Annotated in this window: 18 protein-coding genes and 1 tRNA gene; 5 read left to right on the forward strand and 14 right to left on the reverse strand. The window is 61.1% G+C overall.

The window, feature by feature from the left end:
- Nucleotides 1-100: 100 nt before the first annotated feature.
- The 8 genes from NLY43_RS08110 to NLY43_RS08145 all read right to left on the reverse strand — a co-directional run bounded on the left by NLY43_RS08110 (nucleotide 101) and on the right by NLY43_RS08145 (nucleotide 7,540).
- On the reverse strand, nucleotides 101-1,570 hold the full coding sequence (locus NLY43_RS08110; protein ID WP_023698140.1) for a rhamnosyltransferase WsaF family glycosyltransferase: 1,470 nt from the start codon (nucleotides 1,568-1,570) through the stop codon (nucleotides 101-103).
- Nucleotides 1,570-2,295 carry an ABC transporter ATP-binding protein gene (locus NLY43_RS08115; protein WP_023687183.1) on the reverse strand — a complete coding sequence of 242 codons (726 nt, stop codon included), beginning with the start codon at nucleotides 2,293-2,295 and terminating at the stop codon, nucleotides 1,570-1,572. The genes NLY43_RS08110 and NLY43_RS08115 overlap by 1 nt, the downstream gene beginning before the upstream one ends.
- Before the next feature lie 36 nt (nucleotides 2,296-2,331).
- Nucleotides 2,332-3,081: an ABC transporter permease gene (locus NLY43_RS08120; protein ID WP_023709852.1), complete on the reverse strand. Its 750-nt coding sequence runs from the start codon at nucleotides 3,079-3,081 to the stop codon at nucleotides 2,332-2,334.
- Nucleotides 3,082-3,190: 109 nt separating this feature from the next.
- Nucleotides 3,191-4,120, reverse strand: a complete 930-nt coding sequence (gene rfbD, locus NLY43_RS08125; RefSeq protein WP_023709854.1) for a dTDP-4-dehydrorhamnose reductase — start codon at nucleotides 4,118-4,120, stop codon at nucleotides 3,191-3,193.
- On the reverse strand, nucleotides 4,117-5,211 hold the full coding sequence (gene rfbB / locus NLY43_RS08130; RefSeq protein ID WP_023670704.1) for a dTDP-glucose 4,6-dehydratase: 1,095 nt from the start codon (nucleotides 5,209-5,211) through the stop codon (nucleotides 4,117-4,119). Before rfbB ends, rfbD begins: the two co-directional genes overlap by 4 nt.
- A gap of 25 nt (nucleotides 5,212-5,236) precedes the next feature.
- The gene (gene rfbC / locus NLY43_RS08135) at nucleotides 5,237-5,791 is read right to left on the reverse strand and encodes a dTDP-4-dehydrorhamnose 3,5-epimerase (protein ID WP_023698136.1); all 555 of its coding nucleotides are present in this window, start codon (nucleotides 5,789-5,791) and stop codon (nucleotides 5,237-5,239) included.
- Between the two features lies 1 nt (nucleotide 5,792).
- Nucleotides 5,793-6,674 carry a glucose-1-phosphate thymidylyltransferase RfbA gene (rfbA, locus tag NLY43_RS08140; RefSeq protein WP_023698135.1) on the reverse strand — a complete coding sequence of 294 codons (882 nt, stop codon included), beginning with the start codon at nucleotides 6,672-6,674 and terminating at the stop codon, nucleotides 5,793-5,795.
- Between the two features lie 272 nt (nucleotides 6,675-6,946).
- Nucleotides 6,947-7,540 (reverse strand): biotin transporter BioY, encoded by a 594-nt coding sequence (locus tag NLY43_RS08145; protein WP_023684601.1) that lies wholly within the window; start codon nucleotides 7,538-7,540, stop codon nucleotides 6,947-6,949.
- A gap of 117 nt (nucleotides 7,541-7,657) precedes the next feature.
- On the opposite strand from NLY43_RS08145, the gene NLY43_RS08150 reads away from it, so the two are divergent.
- Entirely contained in the window at nucleotides 7,658-8,566 is a 909-nt protein-coding gene (locus NLY43_RS08150; protein WP_023698133.1) for an MBL fold metallo-hydrolase, read from the forward strand.
- A 2-nt stretch (nucleotides 8,567-8,568) separates the two neighbouring features.
- On the opposite strand, the gene NLY43_RS08155 is transcribed toward NLY43_RS08150, so the two are convergent.
- Nucleotides 8,569-9,351, reverse strand: coding sequence for a DUF1499 domain-containing protein (locus tag NLY43_RS08155; RefSeq protein ID WP_023684603.1), 783 nt, complete (start codon nucleotides 9,349-9,351; stop codon nucleotides 8,569-8,571).
- Nucleotides 9,352-9,473: 122 nt separating this feature from the next.
- Nucleotides 9,474-11,102, reverse strand: coding sequence for a fatty-acid--CoA ligase (locus NLY43_RS08160; protein ID WP_023698132.1), 1,629 nt, complete (start codon nucleotides 11,100-11,102; stop codon nucleotides 9,474-9,476).
- Nucleotides 11,103-11,428: 326 nt separating this feature from the next.
- On the opposite strand from NLY43_RS08160, the gene NLY43_RS08165 reads away from it, so the two are divergent.
- Nucleotides 11,429-11,788, forward strand: a complete 360-nt coding sequence (locus tag NLY43_RS08165; RefSeq protein WP_023709855.1) for a hypothetical protein — start codon at nucleotides 11,429-11,431, stop codon at nucleotides 11,786-11,788.
- 160 nt (nucleotides 11,789-11,948) lie between these two features.
- Nucleotides 11,949-12,338: a DUF427 domain-containing protein gene (locus NLY43_RS08170; RefSeq protein WP_023709856.1), complete on the forward strand. Its 390-nt coding sequence runs from the start codon at nucleotides 11,949-11,951 to the stop codon at nucleotides 12,336-12,338.
- A gap of 165 nt (nucleotides 12,339-12,503) precedes the next feature.
- Here the strand turns inward: NLY43_RS08170 and NLY43_RS08175 are convergent, their stop codons facing one another.
- The 3 genes from NLY43_RS08175 to ppdK form a co-directional block, all read right to left on the reverse strand.
- Nucleotides 12,504-13,274, reverse strand: coding sequence for a polysaccharide deacetylase family protein (locus NLY43_RS08175; RefSeq protein WP_050589044.1), 771 nt, complete (start codon nucleotides 13,272-13,274; stop codon nucleotides 12,504-12,506).
- Between the two features lie 89 nt (nucleotides 13,275-13,363).
- Nucleotides 13,364-14,464, reverse strand: coding sequence for a glycosyltransferase family 9 protein (locus tag NLY43_RS08180; RefSeq protein ID WP_023670694.1), 1,101 nt, complete (start codon nucleotides 14,462-14,464; stop codon nucleotides 13,364-13,366).
- Nucleotides 14,465-14,638: 174 nt separating this feature from the next.
- A complete protein-coding gene (ppdK, locus tag NLY43_RS08185) occupies nucleotides 14,639-17,344 on the reverse strand; it encodes a pyruvate, phosphate dikinase (protein WP_023670693.1) in 2,706 nt (901 codons plus the stop codon).
- Between the two features lie 215 nt (nucleotides 17,345-17,559).
- On the opposite strand from ppdK, the gene NLY43_RS08190 reads away from it, so the two are divergent.
- Nucleotides 17,560-17,904 (forward strand): VOC family protein, encoded by a 345-nt coding sequence (locus NLY43_RS08190; RefSeq protein WP_023670692.1) that lies wholly within the window; start codon nucleotides 17,560-17,562, stop codon nucleotides 17,902-17,904.
- A 110-nt stretch (nucleotides 17,905-18,014) separates the two neighbouring features.
- Nucleotides 18,015-18,089, forward strand: a tRNA-Gln gene (locus tag NLY43_RS08195).
- Between the two features lie 117 nt (nucleotides 18,090-18,206).
- Here NLY43_RS08195 and NLY43_RS08200 read toward each other — a convergent pair.
- Nucleotides 18,207-18,515, reverse strand: coding sequence for a hypothetical protein (locus NLY43_RS08200; RefSeq protein WP_023670691.1), 309 nt, complete (start codon nucleotides 18,513-18,515; stop codon nucleotides 18,207-18,209).
- Nucleotides 18,516-19,497: the final 982 nt, after the last annotated feature.

Below are 19,497 nucleotides of genomic sequence, written 5' to 3' on the forward strand. Positions count from 1 at the left end.
AGTCTGACCGCCTTGTGTGATGTAGCCATCGCCACCGTCTTACGCTCCTTGTTGCAGTCGCCCCGACCGCGGCGCCGGCAATCGAAAAAATTCACGACGGTTATTGTTTGCCGGTTGCTGCTTTTTCCGCGCGAACCTGCAGGCGACGCTTGAAGAAATTCAGATGTTTGGCAGTGAGCGACTGGTCCCAATCCCGCGGATACTTCATTGCCTTGGCAAATCTGTACCTCTGCTCCAGGTCCCCGCTCCTCGACTTTGCCAGCTCCAAAGCTGAAACGATTTCATTCAATTCCGAAGCAGCCGGGATGATATTTCCGCTGAGGCCCTTCAAATAATCATCAGTTTTTGTCTTGAAGGTATTTGTCACAACGACACAGCCGGATCCGGCCAGATCCATCGGGATCATGCTCGGATGCGGAGAAGCCATCAGCGTGAGACAGATATCAAAACCCGAGACCTCCTCGATGTATTTGCTGAGGTCCATCCTTGGCAACGAAACCGATCGAACCCCGGGCTGCAACTCGACAACACCTTCTCCCAAGCCCATGCCCACGCAATCCCATTCCTCGGGGTCGAAAATGCCCCGCCTGAAGGCCGTCGTAAGAGCTAACGCTGTAAGTTCGAACATATTCCGATCCACCACCGGCCGAGAATAGAAGACGATCGTCTTCTTTTTCTTTGCAAGATTGCGTTGGATGAACATGTCCTTGGGCAGTAGATTGGACGAGCAGGCGTTGTTGAAAAACGTATGCGACATGCCGCGAGACCTTATGCCGCCGACATCATTCGAAATGAAGAACTGCATAAGGCTTTCGCTTGAAAATATCGCGTCGTAGTCCATCGCGTATGTACGATCTGCAACGGCATATAGACTATTTGCCGGATAAAATACAGCCTCATAGTCCTGTATCAGGTATATAAACTTCTTGCTCTCTGTGCGCGCTGTAATCTTCTCTGCAAAATAGGCTGAATACCAAACGGTCGCCACAGCATAGTCGAAGCGCGATATAGCAAGCGGTTTCCGCCTCTCGCCGATATACTCGACTTCGAGTTCGTCGAAGACACCCTCCATACCGGGGTATTTCAAAACCTTTTCTCTGAAGTCGGCGATATTGAAATAGAAATTATCAAATAGGACGAGGCGAACATTGATACCCGTCTTGCGCAAGAACAGCGCCATCTGGAAGACGCCGAAGAACCCGGCCGAGATCGATTTGAAGTCGAAAGCAGGAACCAGGACATTGATCGTCTGCGGCCGGCGCTCATCTATCTCGACGTCCGGCATGTCGTAGATTCGATTCAGCCGCAGGTTCAAGAACTCGTGATCATAGACATGGTTTGGCGGAGCGACCGCCGGGACGAGCGGCAGCTGCGACAGGTAGGACAGTTGCAGGTCGGAGAGGAAGCCAAGGCGGTGCGCCGCCGACATGCACCAATAGGCAAGCCTGCCCCTATAGCTTTGCAGGGGAACGTCGGGGTCGAAGACCTTATGGTAGGATTGTTTCAAATCCTGGTGCCCGAAGATTCGGGCGCCGGCGCCGGCGAGCGTTGCAGTCAGCTGACGACGCATTAGCCAAAGGTCTCCTCTCTCACGACGCGACCTTTCTCGAGAAACACCGCGGAACTGCACATCGACCGGATCAGGGCATCGGAATGCGATGCCAGCACGACGATGGCGGCATTGTTGAGCCAATGCTCCATTCTCTCTCTGGCCTTCTTTTGAAATGACGCGTCGCCCGTGCCCAGCCCTTCGTCAAGAAGCACGATATCGGTCGGATATGCGGTGACAACCGAAAACGACAGCCGTGTCTGCATGCCGGACGAGTAGGTGCGTACCGGCAAATTTATGAAATCGCCCAGTTCCGAGAACTCGATAATCGATTCGGTCTGGCGCTCGATTTCACGGGGGGCGATACCGGTCATGAGGCTCTGGAGCCGGATGAACTCTCGGCCCGTGAGTTCGGGAGATAAACCCATGGAGGGCGTTATCAGGACGGCCGAGTCCCCGTTGATCACAGCTGTCCCGCTGGTGGGTTTGAGAATGCCTGCCAAGACACGCAACAGTGTCGTCTTGCCAGCACCGTTGTGCCCGCTCAGCCCCAGCCGGGTGCCGGGTTTAAGATCAAGCGACACGCCATCGAGAGCCGCGACTTCGAAACGGCCGGAGTCACCGGCCAGCAAACGCCCGCCCGTGGTGAAACGGAGCGCGGCTTGCTTGAGAGAACGATTTGCCGGAGCGGACCAGACCGGAATTCGGACGGTGACGTCGCTCAGATGAATGGATGGCGGTGACATGGGGCTTCCAATACAATTGTGTGACGGCGTCAGAATTCAAAGCCAGTACGGAATTCGGTGCTCCGTCCTTCGATAGAGAAGATAGGCGGCGATGCTCCCCACGCCGGCAATAATGGCGGACACGAGCACGCTCATGTAGTCGGTGCCGTCGCTCATCAGTGGAGTTCGCGCTGCATCGATGATGTAGGCGACAGGATTGTAGACCAGGAACGGAGAGCTGGTAGGGAGAACCTTTGCCGTCCAGATAATCGGTGAAAGCATGAACAGAAGCTGCATAACGGCAGCGGTGATCAGCGGAACGTCTCTGTATCGCACAGAAACAATCGCTACGATGGTCGATATCCAGGCGGCATGGGCAGCCAACAGCGCGGTTCCGACGATGAACATTGGTATGTTCAAGCCGGAGTTCGGATAGGCAATAATTAGAGTTATGAATATAATTAGCACATTGTGCATCAATATTATTATGTTCTTAGAGACACAACGAAATATGCATGAGGCCGGCGAGATCTTCGTATTTAGAAGAAGATCGTGAGATCCAATTAAAGTTTCCGAACCTTCAATTATTGCTCCAGATAGAAATTGCCACAAGACTACACTCGTAGCCAAGTGATGTATGAACTCCCTGATAGGCTGCTTAAACAAGACAGCATATAGAATCCCAACTGAAAGGGCAAATATTGCCGTGTTCAGCGTAATCCAGAAAGGCCCGAAAGTCGAATTCCGGTAACGAAGCCGTATGTCAAACTGCGCGAGCCGAAGCCAAACCATTGATACACCCGACATTATGATACTTCCTTCAGTGTAACTTGCTCAGGCTTGGTAATTTCCGCGACAGGCATGAAGGCGCCACGATATGGCGACTCGGCCGACATAAAGATAGCGACAAGCTGTTTCATCGCTTAACAGACACAATCGCTACGTCTTTCCATGCTGCCGGCTGGGCTTGCAAGATGCGGCGCACCACAAGCCCTGTCGATTGCTGCCACCCCTGTGCCTCCGATCCGAATGCGGCTGTGAATTTTTGCGTCGAAAGACGCGAATTAGCCGGGCGACGCGCTTTGGTCGGGTAGTCGCGCGCCGTAATATCCCGTACCGCAGCATACGGCCCGCCATGTGACAGGCTTGCCTCCAGAATGTGGCGTGCAAAGCCGCTCCAGTTGACGTCTCCGGCTCCGGCGAGATGGTAGATCCCATAGCCGTCGAAGCTGTCGTCGCCGCGCAACACCGCCGCCGCATGCAGGATCGCGTCGGCAATATCAAGTGCGGATGTCGGATTTCCCCATTGGTCGGCGACCACGGCGATCTCGTCGCGGTCGCCGGCCAGCCGCAGCATGGTTTTCACGAAATTCTTGCCGAACGGGCTGTAGACCCAGGCGGTGCGCAGGATCAGATGGCGCGGATTGACGGCGGCCACGGCCAGCTCGCCGGCAAGCTTGGAGGCGCCGTAGACGCCGAGCGGTGCGGTGGCGTCGGTCTCGACATAGGCGCCGTCCTTGGTGCCATCGAAGACGTAGTCGGTCGACAGATGGATTACGGGCACGCCGAGCTTCGCGGCCGCCTCGGCGACCTTGCCGGCGCCGACGGCGTTCACAGCGAAGGCAAGATCGGGCTCGTCCTCGGCCTGGTCGACGGCGGTGTAGGCGGCAGCCGACACCACGATATCCGGCCGCGCTGCCGCGAGTGCGTCGAACACCGTATCGGGCCGCGCCAGATCGAGCACTGGGCGGCCGAGGGTGACGACCTCGATGCCATCGCGCCTCTGCCCGGCCTCCAGCAGGCTGGCAGCGACCTGACCGTCGCGTCCGGTGACAACCAGCCTCACGCCGCGCCCTTCCTGCCTTCAACCTGGCCGCGCGACCGGACTTGCCCCAGCCGCTCGCCGGCGTAGCGCTGCTCGCGGATCGGTCCCCACCACCATTTGTTGTCGAGGAACCAGTCGACGGTCCTTGCAAGGCCGCTGTCGAAACTCTCCGCCGGCGCCCAACCGAGATCCCGGCCGATCTTGGAGGCATCGATTGCATAGCGGCGGTCGTGGCCGGGCCGATCGGTGACGAAGCTGATCAAATCGCGGTAGCTCCTGCCGCCGCTGCGCGGACGCCTGATGTCGAGCAGGCCGCAGATCGTCTCGACGACGCCAAGGTTGGTACGCTCGGAATTGCCGCCGACATTGTAACTTTCGCCGGGCTGGCCCTTTGTGGCGACCAGTTCCAGAGCACGGGCGTGATCCTCTACGAACAGCCAGTCGCGCACATTGGCGCCAGCGCCGTAGACCGGCAGCGGCTTTTCGTCGAGCGCGTTGAGGATGACCAGCGGGATCAGCTTTTCGGGGAAGTGATAAGGCCCGTAATTGTTCGAACAGTTGGAGAGCACGACCGGCAGGCCGTACGTCTCGTGCCAGGCCCGCACCAGATGGTCGGATGCGGCCTTGGAGGCGGAATAGGGCGAGGATGGCGCGTAAGGCGTCTCCTCCACGAACATGCCGCCATCGAAGGGCAGATCGCCGAACACCTCGTCGGTCGAGACATGGTGGAAGCGGAAGCGCGCCTTCCTGTCCTCGTCAAGGCCGCGCCAATATTCGAGCGCCGAATTCAGCACCCGGTAGGTGCCGACGATGTTGGTCTCGATGAAGGCGCCGGGTCCGTCGATCGAGCGGTCGACATGGCTTTCGGCGGCGAGGTTCATGACGACGTCGATCTCGTCGCGGTGGAGGATGTCGAGAACCGCCCGCTCGTCACAGATGTCGGCCTGCGCAAATTTGTAGTTGTGTGCATTCTCGATGGTGCGCAGCGAGGCCAGATTGCCGGCATAGGTGAGCTTGTCGAGATTGGTCACATGGTAGGCCGGATTGGCGCACAAATGCCGGCACACGGCCGAGCCGATGAAGCCGGCACCGCCTGTCACCAGAAAATTCATGGCGCTCTCCTCACATCGTCGCGCGTCATGCGAACACCTCGGCCTCAGCAAGCGCCGACGCCTTGAGGTCCTTGGCCGAGAGCTCGAAGGCGCCGGCCGGCGACGGCCAATCGATGCCGATATCAGGATCGTCGAAACGGATCGATCGATCATGCGCCGGCGAATAGGTGTCGGTGACCTTATACAGAACCTCGGTGTCCGGCACGAGCGTGACGAAACCGTGCGCGAACCCCTTCGGCACGAGGATCTGGTTGCCTTTCTCGGCCGATATCTCGAGCGCGACCCATTTTCCGAAGGTTTTCGAGCTGCGGCGGATGTCGACCGCCACGTCGAGAATGCGGCCTCTGATTACACGCAGCAGCTTGTCCTGCGCGCGTGGAGGCAGTTGATAGTGAAGCCCCCGCACGACACCTGCGGCAGCCGAATAGGAATGATTGTCCTGGACGAAACGCAGATCGATGCCGGCCTCGGCAAAGGCCTCGGCATTCCAGGTTTCGATGAAATAACCGCGCGCATCGCCGTGCCGCTTCGGCACGATTTCCAGCACGCCGTCCAAACCGAGCTGCCTGACTTCCAGCACCCTATGTCTCCGTCAGCTCGGTGACACGCCGGCGCAGATAGGCGGCGTATTCGTTCTTGCCCAGGCGCGTGGCGCGCTCAAGCACCTTGTCGGCGGTCAGCCAGCCCTGCTCGAAAGCGATTTCTTCAGGACAGGCGACCTTGATCCCCTGGCGGTGCTCGATCGTGCGCACGAAGGAAGAGGCTTCATGCAGGCTGTCATGCGTGCCGGTGTCGAGCCAGGCATAGCCGCGGCCGAGCTGATGCACATGCAATTTCCCGCGCTCGAGATAGACGTTGTTGACCGCCGTGATCTCGAGTTCGCCGCGCGCCGAGGGCTTGATCGTCGACGCGATGTCGACGACCTCATTGTCGTAGAAATAGAGGCCGGTGACCGCCCAGTTGGACTTCGGCTCCCGCGGCTTCTCCTCGATCGTCAAAGCCGTGCCGCTGAGCTTGTCGAACGACACCACGCCGTAGCGCTGCGGGTCCTCGACATGGTAGGCGAACACCGACGCGCCGCTTTGGCGCTGCGCAGCAGTGCGGCAGAGCTGCGACAGGCCCTCGCCGAAATAGATGTTGTCGCCGAGAATCATCGACACATTATCCTTGCCGATGAAGTCGCGGCCGATGATGAAGGCCTCGGCAAGCCCGTTGGGCTGCGCCTGCTCGGCATAGGAGAATTCGACCCCGAATTCCGAACCGTCGCCCAGCAACTCCCGAAACACCGGCAAGTCGCGAGGTGTCGAAATGATCAAAATCTGGCGGATACCGGCGAGCATCAAGACGCTCAGCGGATAAAAAATCATCGGCTTGTCGTATATCGGCAGAATCTGCTTAGAGATCGCTAATGTAAGGGGATACAGACGCGTCCCGCTGCCTCCTGCAAGGATTATTCCCTTCAACAAGCTCTCCTTGAATTACCGGCCCCCGCCTCGAAATCAAGTTGCCCGTGCTTAGGTTTCGCGCAATGGCTTGTCAATTCAATCTCGGCCGTGGATCGGCGCCAGAATTGCTCTGCATCTGCCGCCTCGCGGCAATTTGACCGACCAGGCACAAGCTGACGATGCAAATGGGCGTGGCGATTTGGCAACCGGCTTGCACCATCGGCTGGCGGACGCGTGACAACAAAAAGCCGGCGGGCCTTGGACCCGCCGGCTCATTCATTTGTCCGGTTTCAGGGCTGCTTGGGCAGCAGCGACCATACCGCCGGCACCAGGCTGGCGGCGAGCGCAACCTTGATCAGGTCGCCGAGGACGAACGGCAAAACGCCGAACTGCCACGCCTTTTCCGCGCCGATGAGGGTGGCCAGCCAGGCAAAGCCCATGGCCATCATGACGATTTCGGCGACCAGCATGGCGTTGAACAACTTGATCGGGTGGCGGTCCCAGCCGCGGTCGGCGGCCCAGCCGACAATGGCCGCCATGACGACGAAGCCGGCGAGATAACCGCCGGTGCCGCCGATCATGTAGGCGATGCCGATGCCCTTTTCAGGCGTGCTCTGGAAGACCGGGAAGCCCATGGCGCCTTCGGCCATGTAGAGAAGCAGGGTAGCGACGCCAAGCCGCAGGCCAAATGCGGTGGCGATCAGCAGGACGGCCAGCGTCTGCATCGAGATGTCGACCGGCCCGAGCACGACTTTCGTCTTGGCCGACAGGGTCAAAAGCAGCGTTCCGGCGATCGCCAGCAAAAGCTGGGTTGCCAGGCGCTGCGCGCCCTCCTGGGGCAAAGCGAGAGAAACAAGCGGGCGCATCGTCGTTGCAAGTGCCATGGTCTTCCCCAATCCGGATTGCCGCAGATCGCGGCCTTGCGTTTTTCTATATTGGCTTCCGTGTTATGCGGCAATCAGTTTTGCCGTCTTCCTGAACAGAGATTCAACGACACCGCCATGGCGCTCAAATTCGACACCAGCTTCGATCCGGCCTATGGCGAGGGCGTCACCGTTGCGCCGGACGTCTTGCGCGTCACCGCCAAAAACCCCAGCCCGTTCACCTTTCACGGCACCAACAGCTACATCGTCGGGCGCGATACGCTGGCGGTGATCGATCCCGGCCCCGATGACGAGGTGCATTTCCAGACGCTGCTCAAGGTGATCGCAAACCGGCCGGTCAGCCATATCTTCGTCAGCCACACGCATCGCGACCATTCTCCGCTGGCCGCCCGGCTGAAAGCGCACACCGGCGCTATTGTACTGGCCGAAGGCCCGCACCGCCCGGCAAGGCCGCTGCGGATCGGCGAGATCAACCCGCTCGACGCCAGCGCCGACACGGTTTTCGTCCCGGAGATCGCGTTGCCCGACAATGCGCTGGTCGAGGGCGATGACTGGACGATCCGGACGGTGCTGACGCCGGGCCACACCGCCAATCACGCGGCATTTGCGCTCGAAGGCACCGGCATCCTGTTTTCGGCCGACCATGTGATGGCGTGGGCGACGTCGATCGTGGCGCCGCCAGACGGCGCGATGGCCGACTACATGGCCTCGCTGGATAAATTGGTCGCGCGCGGCGACCGCCTGCTGCTGCCCGGCCATGGCGGCCCGGTGAATGCGCCGCGCAGCTTCATGCGCGGGCTGAAGACTCACCGCAAGATGCGCGAACGGGCGATCCTCGAACGGATCCGGGGCGGCGACCGGACAATCCCGGACATGGTCAAGGCGATCTACAGGGACACCGACCCGCGCCTGCATGGCGCCGCCGGCCTGTCGGTGCTTGCCCATCTCGAGGACCTGGTGGCGCGCGGCCTGGTTGCTACCCAGGGTGACCCGGCCATCGACGGCGTTTTTGTGCCGGTGGGGTAGAACTACTCAGCCGGCGCGGCACCCACCTGCCCTGCAACCTCCTGGTCGAGTTCGGCGAGGAACCCGACGATGCGCGCCGCATTGTCGCCGAGGTCGTAGCGGCCGTAGCGGGAGGCCGAGCGCATGTCGACGACGATCGTGTCGCCGTCATTGCTGACCCGGATGGCGACGTCGGCGGGCAGGCCGACCACGAAGCTCCGGGCAACGGCTGATATCGTCACCTCGTCCTGACCGTCCGTCACCGGATATGGCGCAGTAAGTTGCCAATCGCGGCGGTCGAGCACGGTTTCAACGGCGTCGACGACGGTTTCGAAAGGCAGATTGTAGCTATGCCCGGTGACCAGCGGATAGGCGTCGGCCTGCAGGCGCGCTTCGCCCGGCGTTGGCAGCGCGAGCACGTTCATGTCCTTGGTGCGGTCGCTGGTGTCGAGCACTGGCGGATTGTCGAGGTCCGTCGTGATGTCCCTCAGGGGCGGCGTGGTCGCCGCCAAATAGGTGGCAAAGCCGTAGGGCGTCAGCACCAGCAGCGCCAGCAGGGCGCCGACCGAGAGGTCGCGGCCGCCACGGTCACCGAAATGCCACAGCCGGGACAAAGCGAGGCCGGCAAACAGCAAAGCGAACGCGGCAAGCAAGGCGACGATCGCCAGCACCCACAGGAAGGCCGGCGTTTCGACCAGTTCGAAATGATGGCCGGCCAGCACGGTCAGCAGCAGGACCAGGGCAAAAGCGCCCGTGCGCCGCGACCAGCCGGCCGCCTTCGATGTCTGCCGCTCGTCAATTTCCATTGTCTTCAGCACCGCCCCAACCCGCACAGACGCTTAGAGCAAAGGATGCTCAAATTGAACATCCCCTGCCCTAACGTTTTTGCCGCCGGTAGCTTGAAGGTCAAGGAAACGCACGGTCCCGGTCAATCCGTCGGCAGGCGGTAGTCGCTGAACTGCTTGCGCAAGGTGATCTTCTGGATCTTGCCGGTGGCGGTGTGCGGGATTTCACTGACGAAAGCGACGTCGTCGGGCATCCACCATTTCGTCACCTTGCCGTCCATGAACGCCAGTATATCGGCCTTGCTCGGCTCCTTGCCGGGCTTGGCGACCACGACCAGCAAGGGCCGCTCGCCCCATTTCGAATGATGGACGCCGATCGCCGCGGCCTCGGCGACATCGGGATGGCCGACGGCGAGGTTCTCCAGGTCGATGGTCGATATCCACTCGCCGCCCGACTTGATGACGTCCTTGGCGCGATCGGTGATCTGCATGTAGCCGCCGGAATCGATATGGGCGACATCGCCAGTGTCGAACCAGCCGTCCTTGTCGAACTGCTCGGCTCCGACGCCGCCATAATAGGCGCTGGCGACGGCTGGACCGCGCACCTTCAGCCGGCCGAAGGTCTTGCCGTCCCAGGGCAGTTCCTTGTCGTCGTCATCCGTCACCTTCATCTCGACGCCGAAGGGCGGGTAGCCCTGCTTGCCCTGGATATCGAGCCGGGCCTCGCCCTCGAGCGCTTGATATTGCGGCTTCATGGTGCACAGCGTGCCGAGCGGCGACATTTCGGTCATGCCCCAGGCATGGATGACTTCGACACCGTAATTGTCCTGGAATTTCCTGGTGATGGCGCGCGGACAGGACGAGCCGCCGATGACGACTTTGCTGAGATAGGGAAGCTTCTTGCCGGTCTCTTCCAGATGCTGCAGCAGCATCATCCAGACGGTCGGCACGGCGGCGCTGAAGGTCACCTTCTCGGTGTCGAGCAGTTCGTAGATCGAGGCGCCGTCCATCTTGCAACCGGGCATGACCAGCTTGGCGCCGATCATCGGCGCGCTCTGGCCAAGGCCCCAGGCATTGGCATGAAACATTGGCACGACGGGGAGGATCGTGTCCCGCGCGGAGAGGCCCATGGCGTCGGGCATGGCGGCGATCATGGCATGCAGCACATTCGAGCGGTGGCTGTAGAGCACGCCTTTGGGATCGCCCGTCGTGCCGGAGGTGTAGCACATGCCGGCTGCGGTGTTTTCGCCGAAAACCTTCCAGGCGAAGTCGCCATCGGCCTCGTTCAGCCAGTCCTCATAGGCAACCACATTCGGCAGCGTCGTTTCAGGCAGATGCGCCTTGTCGGTCAGGACGATCACCTTTTTCAGCGATTTGACCGCGCCGGCGATCTTTTCCAGCAGCGGCATGAAGGTCAGGTCGACGAAGATCCCTCTATCCTGCGCATTGTTCATGATCCAGACGATCTGCTCGGGAAACAAACGCGGGTTAAGCGTATGGTAGATGGCGCCGATGCCCATTATGCCGTACCAGGCCTCTATGTGGCGCGCCGTGTTCCAGGCCAGGGTCGCGATGCGGTCGCCGAGCACAAAGCCATCGCGCTCCAACCGTTGAGCGACCCTGAGGGCGCGGCGATGAATTTCAGCATAGGTGGTGCGAACGACAGGACCTTCGATCGAGCGCGAGACGATCTCGCGCGTCCCGTGCTGCCGCTCGGCATTGTCGATCAGCTTGTGGCAGAGCAGCGGCCATTCCTGCATCAGTCCGAGCATCTGGTTCCTCCCATTGGTCCCTCGTTTTCCCGTCTTTTGTTCCATTGTGGGACGAACGGAAGGATTGTCCAGTCGTCACGTCTCAAACCGTTAACGGCTGAAGCAAGCAGTGATGGAAAGGCGGAGAAAACCGCCACAATCCGGCCATCGTCGACGTTAAGGTTCGCTAACGGGGTAGGGGTGCGGATTGGCGACTGAAAGAGGTTCGCATGGACACGCAGCTCGAGGACAAGCAGATCGACGGCAGGCAGATCGATGACAGGCAGATCGACGACAGGCAGATCGACGGCAGGCAGCTGGATGACAGCGGGGCCCAAGACGTGCAGTTGGACGATATTCAACTCGACGACAAAGAGCTTGAAGACACGCTTGCCGCAAGTCTGGCCGATCTCGTGCCGGAGGCCAAAAAGGTCTCCGAAGACGAATTTGTCGAGGTGGTCGGCGGCGCCCTGGAGGCGGTCGGCGGCACGCTGCTGTTCAAAATGTGCGTCCAGAACGAAGGCGAAGGCCAGCATGTCGCCGCCGCATCGATCGGCGACGGCGGCAATCGCCAGTTCCTGCTGCTCACCTTGCCGACCGGCGGCGGCCCACTGAAGGTCGAGACGACGTCAAGAAGCACCAACCCGGTAGCCGGTATTGCCGCGGCCTATGCCGGCCTCATGGACGTGTTCAGGACCGCAGCCTGAGCATTCCACGCGGGATCGTTTTTAGTGATCGGAAGGCCAGCTCTGGCCTACTGGCAAAGGCTTGCGCAACGGGTTCTCCAGACACATTTTAGAGACATGGGAAGCAATCCCGCACGCTCTCAATCGGACTGTGCTCCCAATCGAAGAAGGAGAACCCCGCATGGACCAGATCGCCAACCCCGCCCCCGGCTTTCAGAGCAATCCCGGCAAGGTCATCACCGTCGAACCCTATCGCGGTACCGTGGTCGTGCGTGCCGGCGATACGGTGATCGCCTCATCGACGCGGGCGAAGCTTCTGTCCGAACCGCCCTACCCCCAGGCATTCTACATCCCCTTCGAAGACATCGACTTCACCCAGCTCGGCAAAACCACCCTGTCGACCCACTGCCCCTACAAGGGCGACGCCAGCTACTGGAGCGTGCTGCCGGCCGGTGAGACCGGCAAGGACGCGATGTGGGGCTATGAGCAGCCCTTCGACGAAATGGCTGAGATTCGCGACCACGGCGCGTTTTATCCCAACAGGGTCAGTATCGAAGCAGCACCGGCCTGAGCAAGCGACTCAAGCCGCCGTTGCTCGCTTCGTCATCCCAGGGTCTTCGCGACGGAGCTTCGCTCCTGTTTCATCCTGGGATGAAGAAGTTTAGAGGCCTCGGCTAATCTCAAACGTCGGCGACGTTAGTCCAAAGGCGATGAAACTGCCTGCCGCCGCCTAAGCCTAATCAGTCGTCCCGTCGTTGCCGACGCCGTCGGCGTCATCCAGCCGCACGAACGTCAGCCCCTTGGCCTTCAGCGCGAGCAGACCTTGCACGACGCCCTCGCCGGCGGCGTGGGTCGGCTGGTTGATGTGGGCGATGATGACATCGCCATCCTTGGCGGCGGCGATGCGCCGGGCGGTTTCCTTTGCGCCGAGCAACGAGCCGCCATCGCCGTTGATCGAAAAGCCGGCGACCTTGAAGCCAAGCTTGCGGATCATGGCGATAGCCGACGGGCTGTATTCGGCGGTCGCGCCGCGAAACCATTTCGGCGCCGGCTCGCCGGTGCCAGCGAGAGCGGCAGCGCCCGATTCGACTTCGGCCTGCACCGCTTCCGGGCTGCCGGCGCTGCGGATGCCATAGATCTTGCGCGGCGTGTCGACGGCCGGGATGTGATGGCCGCCATGGTTTTCCAGTTCGAACAGGTCCGGATGCGCGCGCATGATCTCGACGGCGGCGGCGTTGCGCTTCAGCCAGATACCGGTGACGAAGATCGTCGCCGGAATCCGGTTCTCCACCAGCGCCGACAGGATCCTCGTATCGGTCTGGCCGCCGCAGGCGTCGAGCGTAAGCGCGACGCGGCCGACACTGCTACCGTCCTCAGCCTTCAGATGCAGCGCCGGCTCGACAAGCGGCGCGGCCTGGGCCGAGGACACGGCCACGATAGATAGCGCCAAGGCGCAAAACAGCTTTTGCAAGGGATGCCTGTCTTGTCTGAGAATCGGCGCTGTCATAGCCGCATCCCAGGACTCGCAACAAGGCGGAAATCGGGATAGTGGCCGTGAGAAAGCTGATATCCCGACAATGTGACCGCCGCGCACCGTCAGACGGCGTGTTCCAGTTCCACATGCGTGCGTGACAGGACTTCGCGCACGGCCGCGACGACCGGTTCGACCTCGAGGCGCCAGACGCAGCAGGCCTTGCTGGGATCGAGCGGATTGCACAGGCTGCCCGCCACGCAATTGCACGGCATGGATGGCTGCAAGGCGAGGCTGGGCACGCCGACCGGTCCCCAGACGGCCGGGCTGGTCAGGCCGAAAAGGCCGACAACCGGCGTTCCGGCCGCTGCTGCCATGTGCATGGGGCCGCTCTCATTGCCGACAAACAGCCGCGCCTGCTGCAACACCGCCAGCAGCGTTTCCAGCGACAGCGCGCCGACGAGGTTGACGATCGACGCGGCACTGGCGAGGATCTGCTCGGCCGGCTTGCGCTCGTCAGGGCCGCCGACGAGTACGAAATCCAGTCCGGTTTCGCGCGAAATCGTGTCGATCACGGCGGCAAAGCGTTCATGCTGCCAGCGCCGGCCGTGAAAACTTGCGCCGGCATGCACCGCGATAAAGCCGTTTGGCCGCAAATGGTGTTTGTCCAGCAATGCCTGGGCCCTCGCCGTCTCCATCGGCAATGGCCGAATCGACGGCACCCGCACGCGCAGGCCGACGCCGAGCGGCTCGAGCGGCGAAAGGTAGCGGTAGAGATAGTGACGTTCGCCAAAACCGAACGGCTCGGCAAAGACATTGGCGGGCTGGCGCTCATGCCAGCGCAGCGGCCTTTCCGGAGGATTGTAGCCGATGCGGGTGCTGGCGTTGAGGAACCTGACGATGAGCCGCGATGTCTTTGAATCGGTGAGGTCGATGGTCAGGTCGAAACGGAATTGGCGCAGCTTGCTGATCATAGAATAGAGCTCGCGCCCACGCTCCAGCGGGGTGCCGCGCATGGCGGCGCGGCGGAAGCTGACGACCTCGGCGGCGATGCCGTGCGCGGTGACGAAACTGGCGAGGCGCGCCTCGCAGAGAAAGACGATCCTGACACCGGGATATTCGAGCTGCAGGTTCTTGGCGAGCGTGGAGGACAGAACAATATCGCCGATGAACTTGGTCTGGATAATCAGGATCGAGCGGAAGGGTCTGGGCGAAATCTGTAACATCTTTTTCTCGGCACCGGGCGGGTTGGGGGGCCGTGAAATTGGGAAGAAACGATGTCTGGATTGCGTGTTGGGGCGCGCACATCAGCGTGAATTTGCTTACAAAATCGTAAGCTTAGCGCCAAACGGCCACCCACGGGTGGCCGTTTCATCGATACCGAAAGGACTGTGTCGAAATCAGGATGCCGCGGCGCTCTTTTTGGGGCGCGGCACTGCTGTTTTGGCAATCTGCACCGCGGCTTGGGCTGCGGCCAATCTTGCGATCGGCACGCGGTAGGGAGAGCACGAGACATAGTCGAGGCCGACCTCTTCGCAGAAGCGGATCGAGGCCGGATCGCCGCCATGTTCACCGCATATGCCGAGCTTGATGTCGGGCCGTGTCGCCCTGCCCTTTTGCGCAGCCATGCGCACCAGTTCGCCGACGCCCTCGATGTCGAGCGAGACGAACGGGTCCTGCTCGATGATGCCTTTCTGCCGATAGGTCTCGAGGAAGGAGGCCGCATCGTCGCGCGAGATGCCGAAAGTGGTCTGGGTGAGGTCGTTGGTGCCGAAGGAGAAGAACTCGGCCGTAGCAGCGATGACGTGGGCGCGGATCGCCGCGCGCGGAAGCTCGATCATCGTGCCGGTGAGATAGTCGATCTTGACGCCGGTCTCGTCCATGACAGCCTTGGCGACCGCATCGATGCGCGCCTTGACGTAGTCGAGCTCCTTCACCAGGCCGACCAGCGGCACCATGATCTCGGGAACGACCAGCGCGCCGGCTTTCTTGCCGGCCTCGACGGCTGCCTCGAAAATGGCGCGCGCCTGCATCTCGGCAATCTCGGGATAGGAGACGGCGAGGCGGCAGCCGCGATGGCCGAGCATCGGGTTGAACTCGTGCAGGGCTTCGGTGCGCTGCCTGAGCTTGTCGAGCGAGACGTTCATGGCGGCGGCGACCTCCGCCACCTCCGCTTCCGTCTTGGGCAGGAATTCGTGCAGCGGCGGATCGAGCAGCCGGATCGTCACCGGCAGGCCGGCCATGATCTCGAACAGTTCGAGGAAATCCGAGCGCTGCATCGGCAACAGCTTGGCAAGCGCGGTGCGGCGGTCCTTCTCGGTATCGGCCAGGATCATCTCGCGCATGGCGACGATACGCTCGCCGTCGAAGAACATGTGCTCGGTGCGGCAGAGGCCGATGCCTTCGGCGCCGAAGGAGCGCGCCATGCGCGCATCGAGCGGCGTCTCGGCATTGGTGCGCACCTTCATGCGGCGCACCGCATCGGCCCATTCCATGATGGCGGCGAAATCGCCCGACAGTTCCGGCTGCAGCATCGACACGGCGCCCTTCAGCACCTGGCCGTTGCTACCATCGATGGTGATGATGTCGCCCTTGCGGAAGGTCTGGCCCATCGACATCAGCGTGCCGGCCTTGTAGTCGACACGCAGCGAGCCGGCGCCCGAAACGCAAGGCTTGCCCATGCCGCGCGCGACCACGGCGGCGTGGCTGGTCATGCCGCCGCGCGTGGTCAGGATGCCTTCTGAAGCATGCATGCCGTGAATGTCTTCGGGGCTGGTTTCGATGCGCACCAGGATTGCCTTGCGACCTTGCGTCTTCAGATCCTCGGCATCGGCGGACGAGAAGACGATCTCGCCGGTCGCGGCGCCCGGAGAAGCCGGCAGGCCGACGCCGATGACATCGCGCGCGGCCTTGGGGTCGATGGTAGGATGCAACAGCTGATCGAGCGAGGCGGGATCGATGCGGGCGACCGCCTCCTCCGTCGTGATCAGCTTGTCGCGCGCCATTTCGACGGCAATCTTCAGCGCCGCCTTGGCGGTGCGCTTGCCGGAACGCGTCTGCAGCATCCACAATTTGCCGCGCTCGATGGTGAATTCGAGATCCTGCATGTCGCGGTAGTGCTGTTCCAAGCGGTCGGAGATGTCGACGAAGGACCGGAACGCGTCCGGCATCAGTTTCTGCAGCGACGGCTTGTCGGAGCCGGCGGCGATGCGCGCCGCCTCGGTGATGTTTTGCGGCGTGCGGATGCCGGCTACGACATCCTCGCCCTGCGCGTTCACCAGGAATTCGCCATAGAGCATCTTTTCGCCGGTCGAGGGGTTGCGCGTGAAGGCGACGCCGGTGGCCGACGTCTCGCCCATGTTGCCGAATACCATGGCCTGGACATTGACCGCCGTGCCCCAGCTTTCCGGGATGTCGTGCAGGCGCCGGTAGGTGATGGCGCGGTTGTTCATCCAGCTGGAAAATACCGCGCCGATCGCCCCCCACAGCTGCTCGTGCGGGTCCTGCGGAAACGGCTTGTCGAGTTCCTCCTCGACCTTGGCCTTGTAAAGGGCGATGACGCTCTGCCATTCCTGCGCTGTCAGTTCGGTGTCGAGCTCGTGGCCGAGGCTCGCCTTCTGGTCCTCCAGGATTTCCTCGAACACTTCGTGGTCGAGACCCATGACGACATCGGAATACATCTGAATGAAGCGGCGGTAGCTGTCATAGGCAAAGCGGGCATCGCCGGAATCGGCTGCCAACGCCTCGACCGTCTCGTCATTGAGGCCGAGATTGAGCACGGTGTCCATCATGCCCGGCATCGAGGCCCTGGCCCCGGAGCGGACCGAGACCAGAAGCAGCTTCGACGGATCGCCGAAACGGCGCCCCGTCAGCTGCCCGATATGGTCCAGCGCCTTGACGACATCGGCCTGCAACGCGGCCGGATAGCTGTTGCCGTTGGCGTAATAGGCGTTGCAGACTTCGGTGGTGAGGGTGAAGCCCGGCGGCACGGGCAGGCCAAGACTGCACATCTCGGCCAGATTGGCGCCTTTGCCGCCGAGAAGGTTGCGGTCGCCCGCACGTCCCTCCGCGGCGCCATCGCCGAAGGTGTAGACCCATTTGGTCATGCTCGCCCTCCAAGTCCTCGGAAGATAGAACACCGGGGCCAAGACCCGGTTCCCCCGCGTTCCGACCCGAGCGTTATTATGCTGCAGTGCGAAAGGCAAGGTGTGGCAGCGAAGCCCGGCGACTACAATCGATTAAGCAAAAGCTGCGTCGAAAAGACTTGCCGGATCGCTGCCCAGGATATAGAACATATAGGGAACAAGTTGGGAGCAGCGTGATGAAACTCAACGGAAAACTCGACTATCTCGAACTGCCCGCGACCGGCGCGACGCTGGACAGCGTCAAGGCTTTCTACAGCGCCGCCTTCTCGTGGTCGTTCACCGATTACGGGCCGACCTATTCGGCCTTCGGCGAAGGGCTCGATGGCGGCTTCCAGGCCGATGCAGCGGAGGCGCCGGCGAAACCATTGCCGGTGCTCTATTCGCAGGATCTGGAAGCAACGCTCGACGTTGTCGAAAGCGCCGGCGGCACGATCGTCAAGCCGATATTCTCGTTCCCGGGCGGCAGGCGGTTCCATTTCACCGATCCCGCCGGCAACGAGTTGGCGGTCTGGGGCGAATAGCGCGTCCCCGCGCCAAGCGGTGGATCAGTTTTGCACAGTGGCCAACTCGGCATTGAGCTTTCGTGCCGCTCGTCCTATAAGGCCGCGCGCAACGGGCAAAGCTCGCTTGCTGGGGCGTCGCCAAGTGGTAAGGCATCGGTTTTTGGTACCGACATTCCCAGGTTCGAATCCTGGCGCCCCAGCCAAATCACATGCCTTTGGAATCAATGATTTACCGACCTTATCGATGGCTGCCGTCAGGAGCTATCTGACTCCCACGCGACCCCGACTCCGTTGACAGAGCCGGGGCCGTGCGGAGAGGATCAGTAATCGTTGTCGTCCTGGATGACGACGGGATGATGCCGATGATGTCGATAATAGCGATGATGGCTGCGCTCGATCGAGCCGGTCACGATGACCGTATCCCGGCGATGATGTCTGCGGCCGTGGTCGTAGAAGGCAACCGTGCCGTGTCTGCGGTGATGAAGGCGTTGACCCTGGTCATTGATGACCTTTACGCTCCTGTGATGATGTCGATGGTGGGTCGTGATGACCACGTCAGCTTCGGCTGCCGGAGCTATCGTCGGCATGGCAATGAACAGCGCCAAGGCGCTCACGATCATTGTTTTCATTGTAATATCTCCACCTGCTAATTATCCCTTCGCGGGGATAACCGCGTCCCATCCCTTTGGTTCCGAGTAGCGTCGTCGGTCCACGGGCGCGATCAGTGACGGCTGCTCCCGTGCAACACGGCGTATCGAAAGAAGAAGTTGCGACAGCAGCTCCTGTTGGCAACTTCTGGTAAAGGCGCTCTTTCAAGCCGACCACCAGGGTTACGCCACTCGACAAAGGAGCGCTGCACAGGACCCTTCCATGTCGTCGCGTTCGATCTCCTGATCTGTGACGGGAAACACCCGTCTTGCGAGGAAGACCGTCGGCACAGTTTGTGAGATTTACGAGACCAATCAGGCCATTTCAGATCCCATAGGTCGGGCCGTCTCAGATCCCGTAAGAAAGTGCAAGGTAAACCACCGGCGCCAAGATCAGCAGAACCGCGATTCCGATAACCACTGCGATTGCCAAGCGCTCTGTTCGCCTGACAAGCTCAGCGACCTTGTCGTCGTCAGCCGATGGTATGAGGTCAAGAACGGAAGAAACTTCCGCAGGACTGTCGTTGTCGTTTGCGGGTCGGGTTGCGCCGTCACGCACTGATCTCTGGACAAAGGTCACTGTCAGCCTCTCTATTGAACGAACACCGCTTGGCTGTGTCACGACGATCGGGTGCCCGCTAACCTCTCAGGAATGGCGGGCACCCGATTGACCACCGATGAAGGGACTCATGCTCGGCAGCCCGGTTCCAATGCATCGGGAGGGCATAGGTTGCCCGCCTTCAGGCCTATGGCTCCGACGTCAGGACTTAAGTCATACCCTGTTCGGACCTTGGTCTGGCAATCGACGAAGCGATGGCCGCCATTTTGTTTCGACGCAGAAAATGCGGGAACATTAATAGGCTCTTACGAGTTCACTCCCAGCAACTAGTTCGGGAGAGATACGGTGAACAACATAATCTGGCTCATCGGAGCAGTCGTTATCGTGATTGCGATACTGAGCTTC

Origin of the sequence: Mesorhizobium sp. C416B (assembly GCF_030323165.1) — a bacterium.
GTDB lineage: Bacteria > Pseudomonadota > Alphaproteobacteria > Rhizobiales > Rhizobiaceae > Mesorhizobium.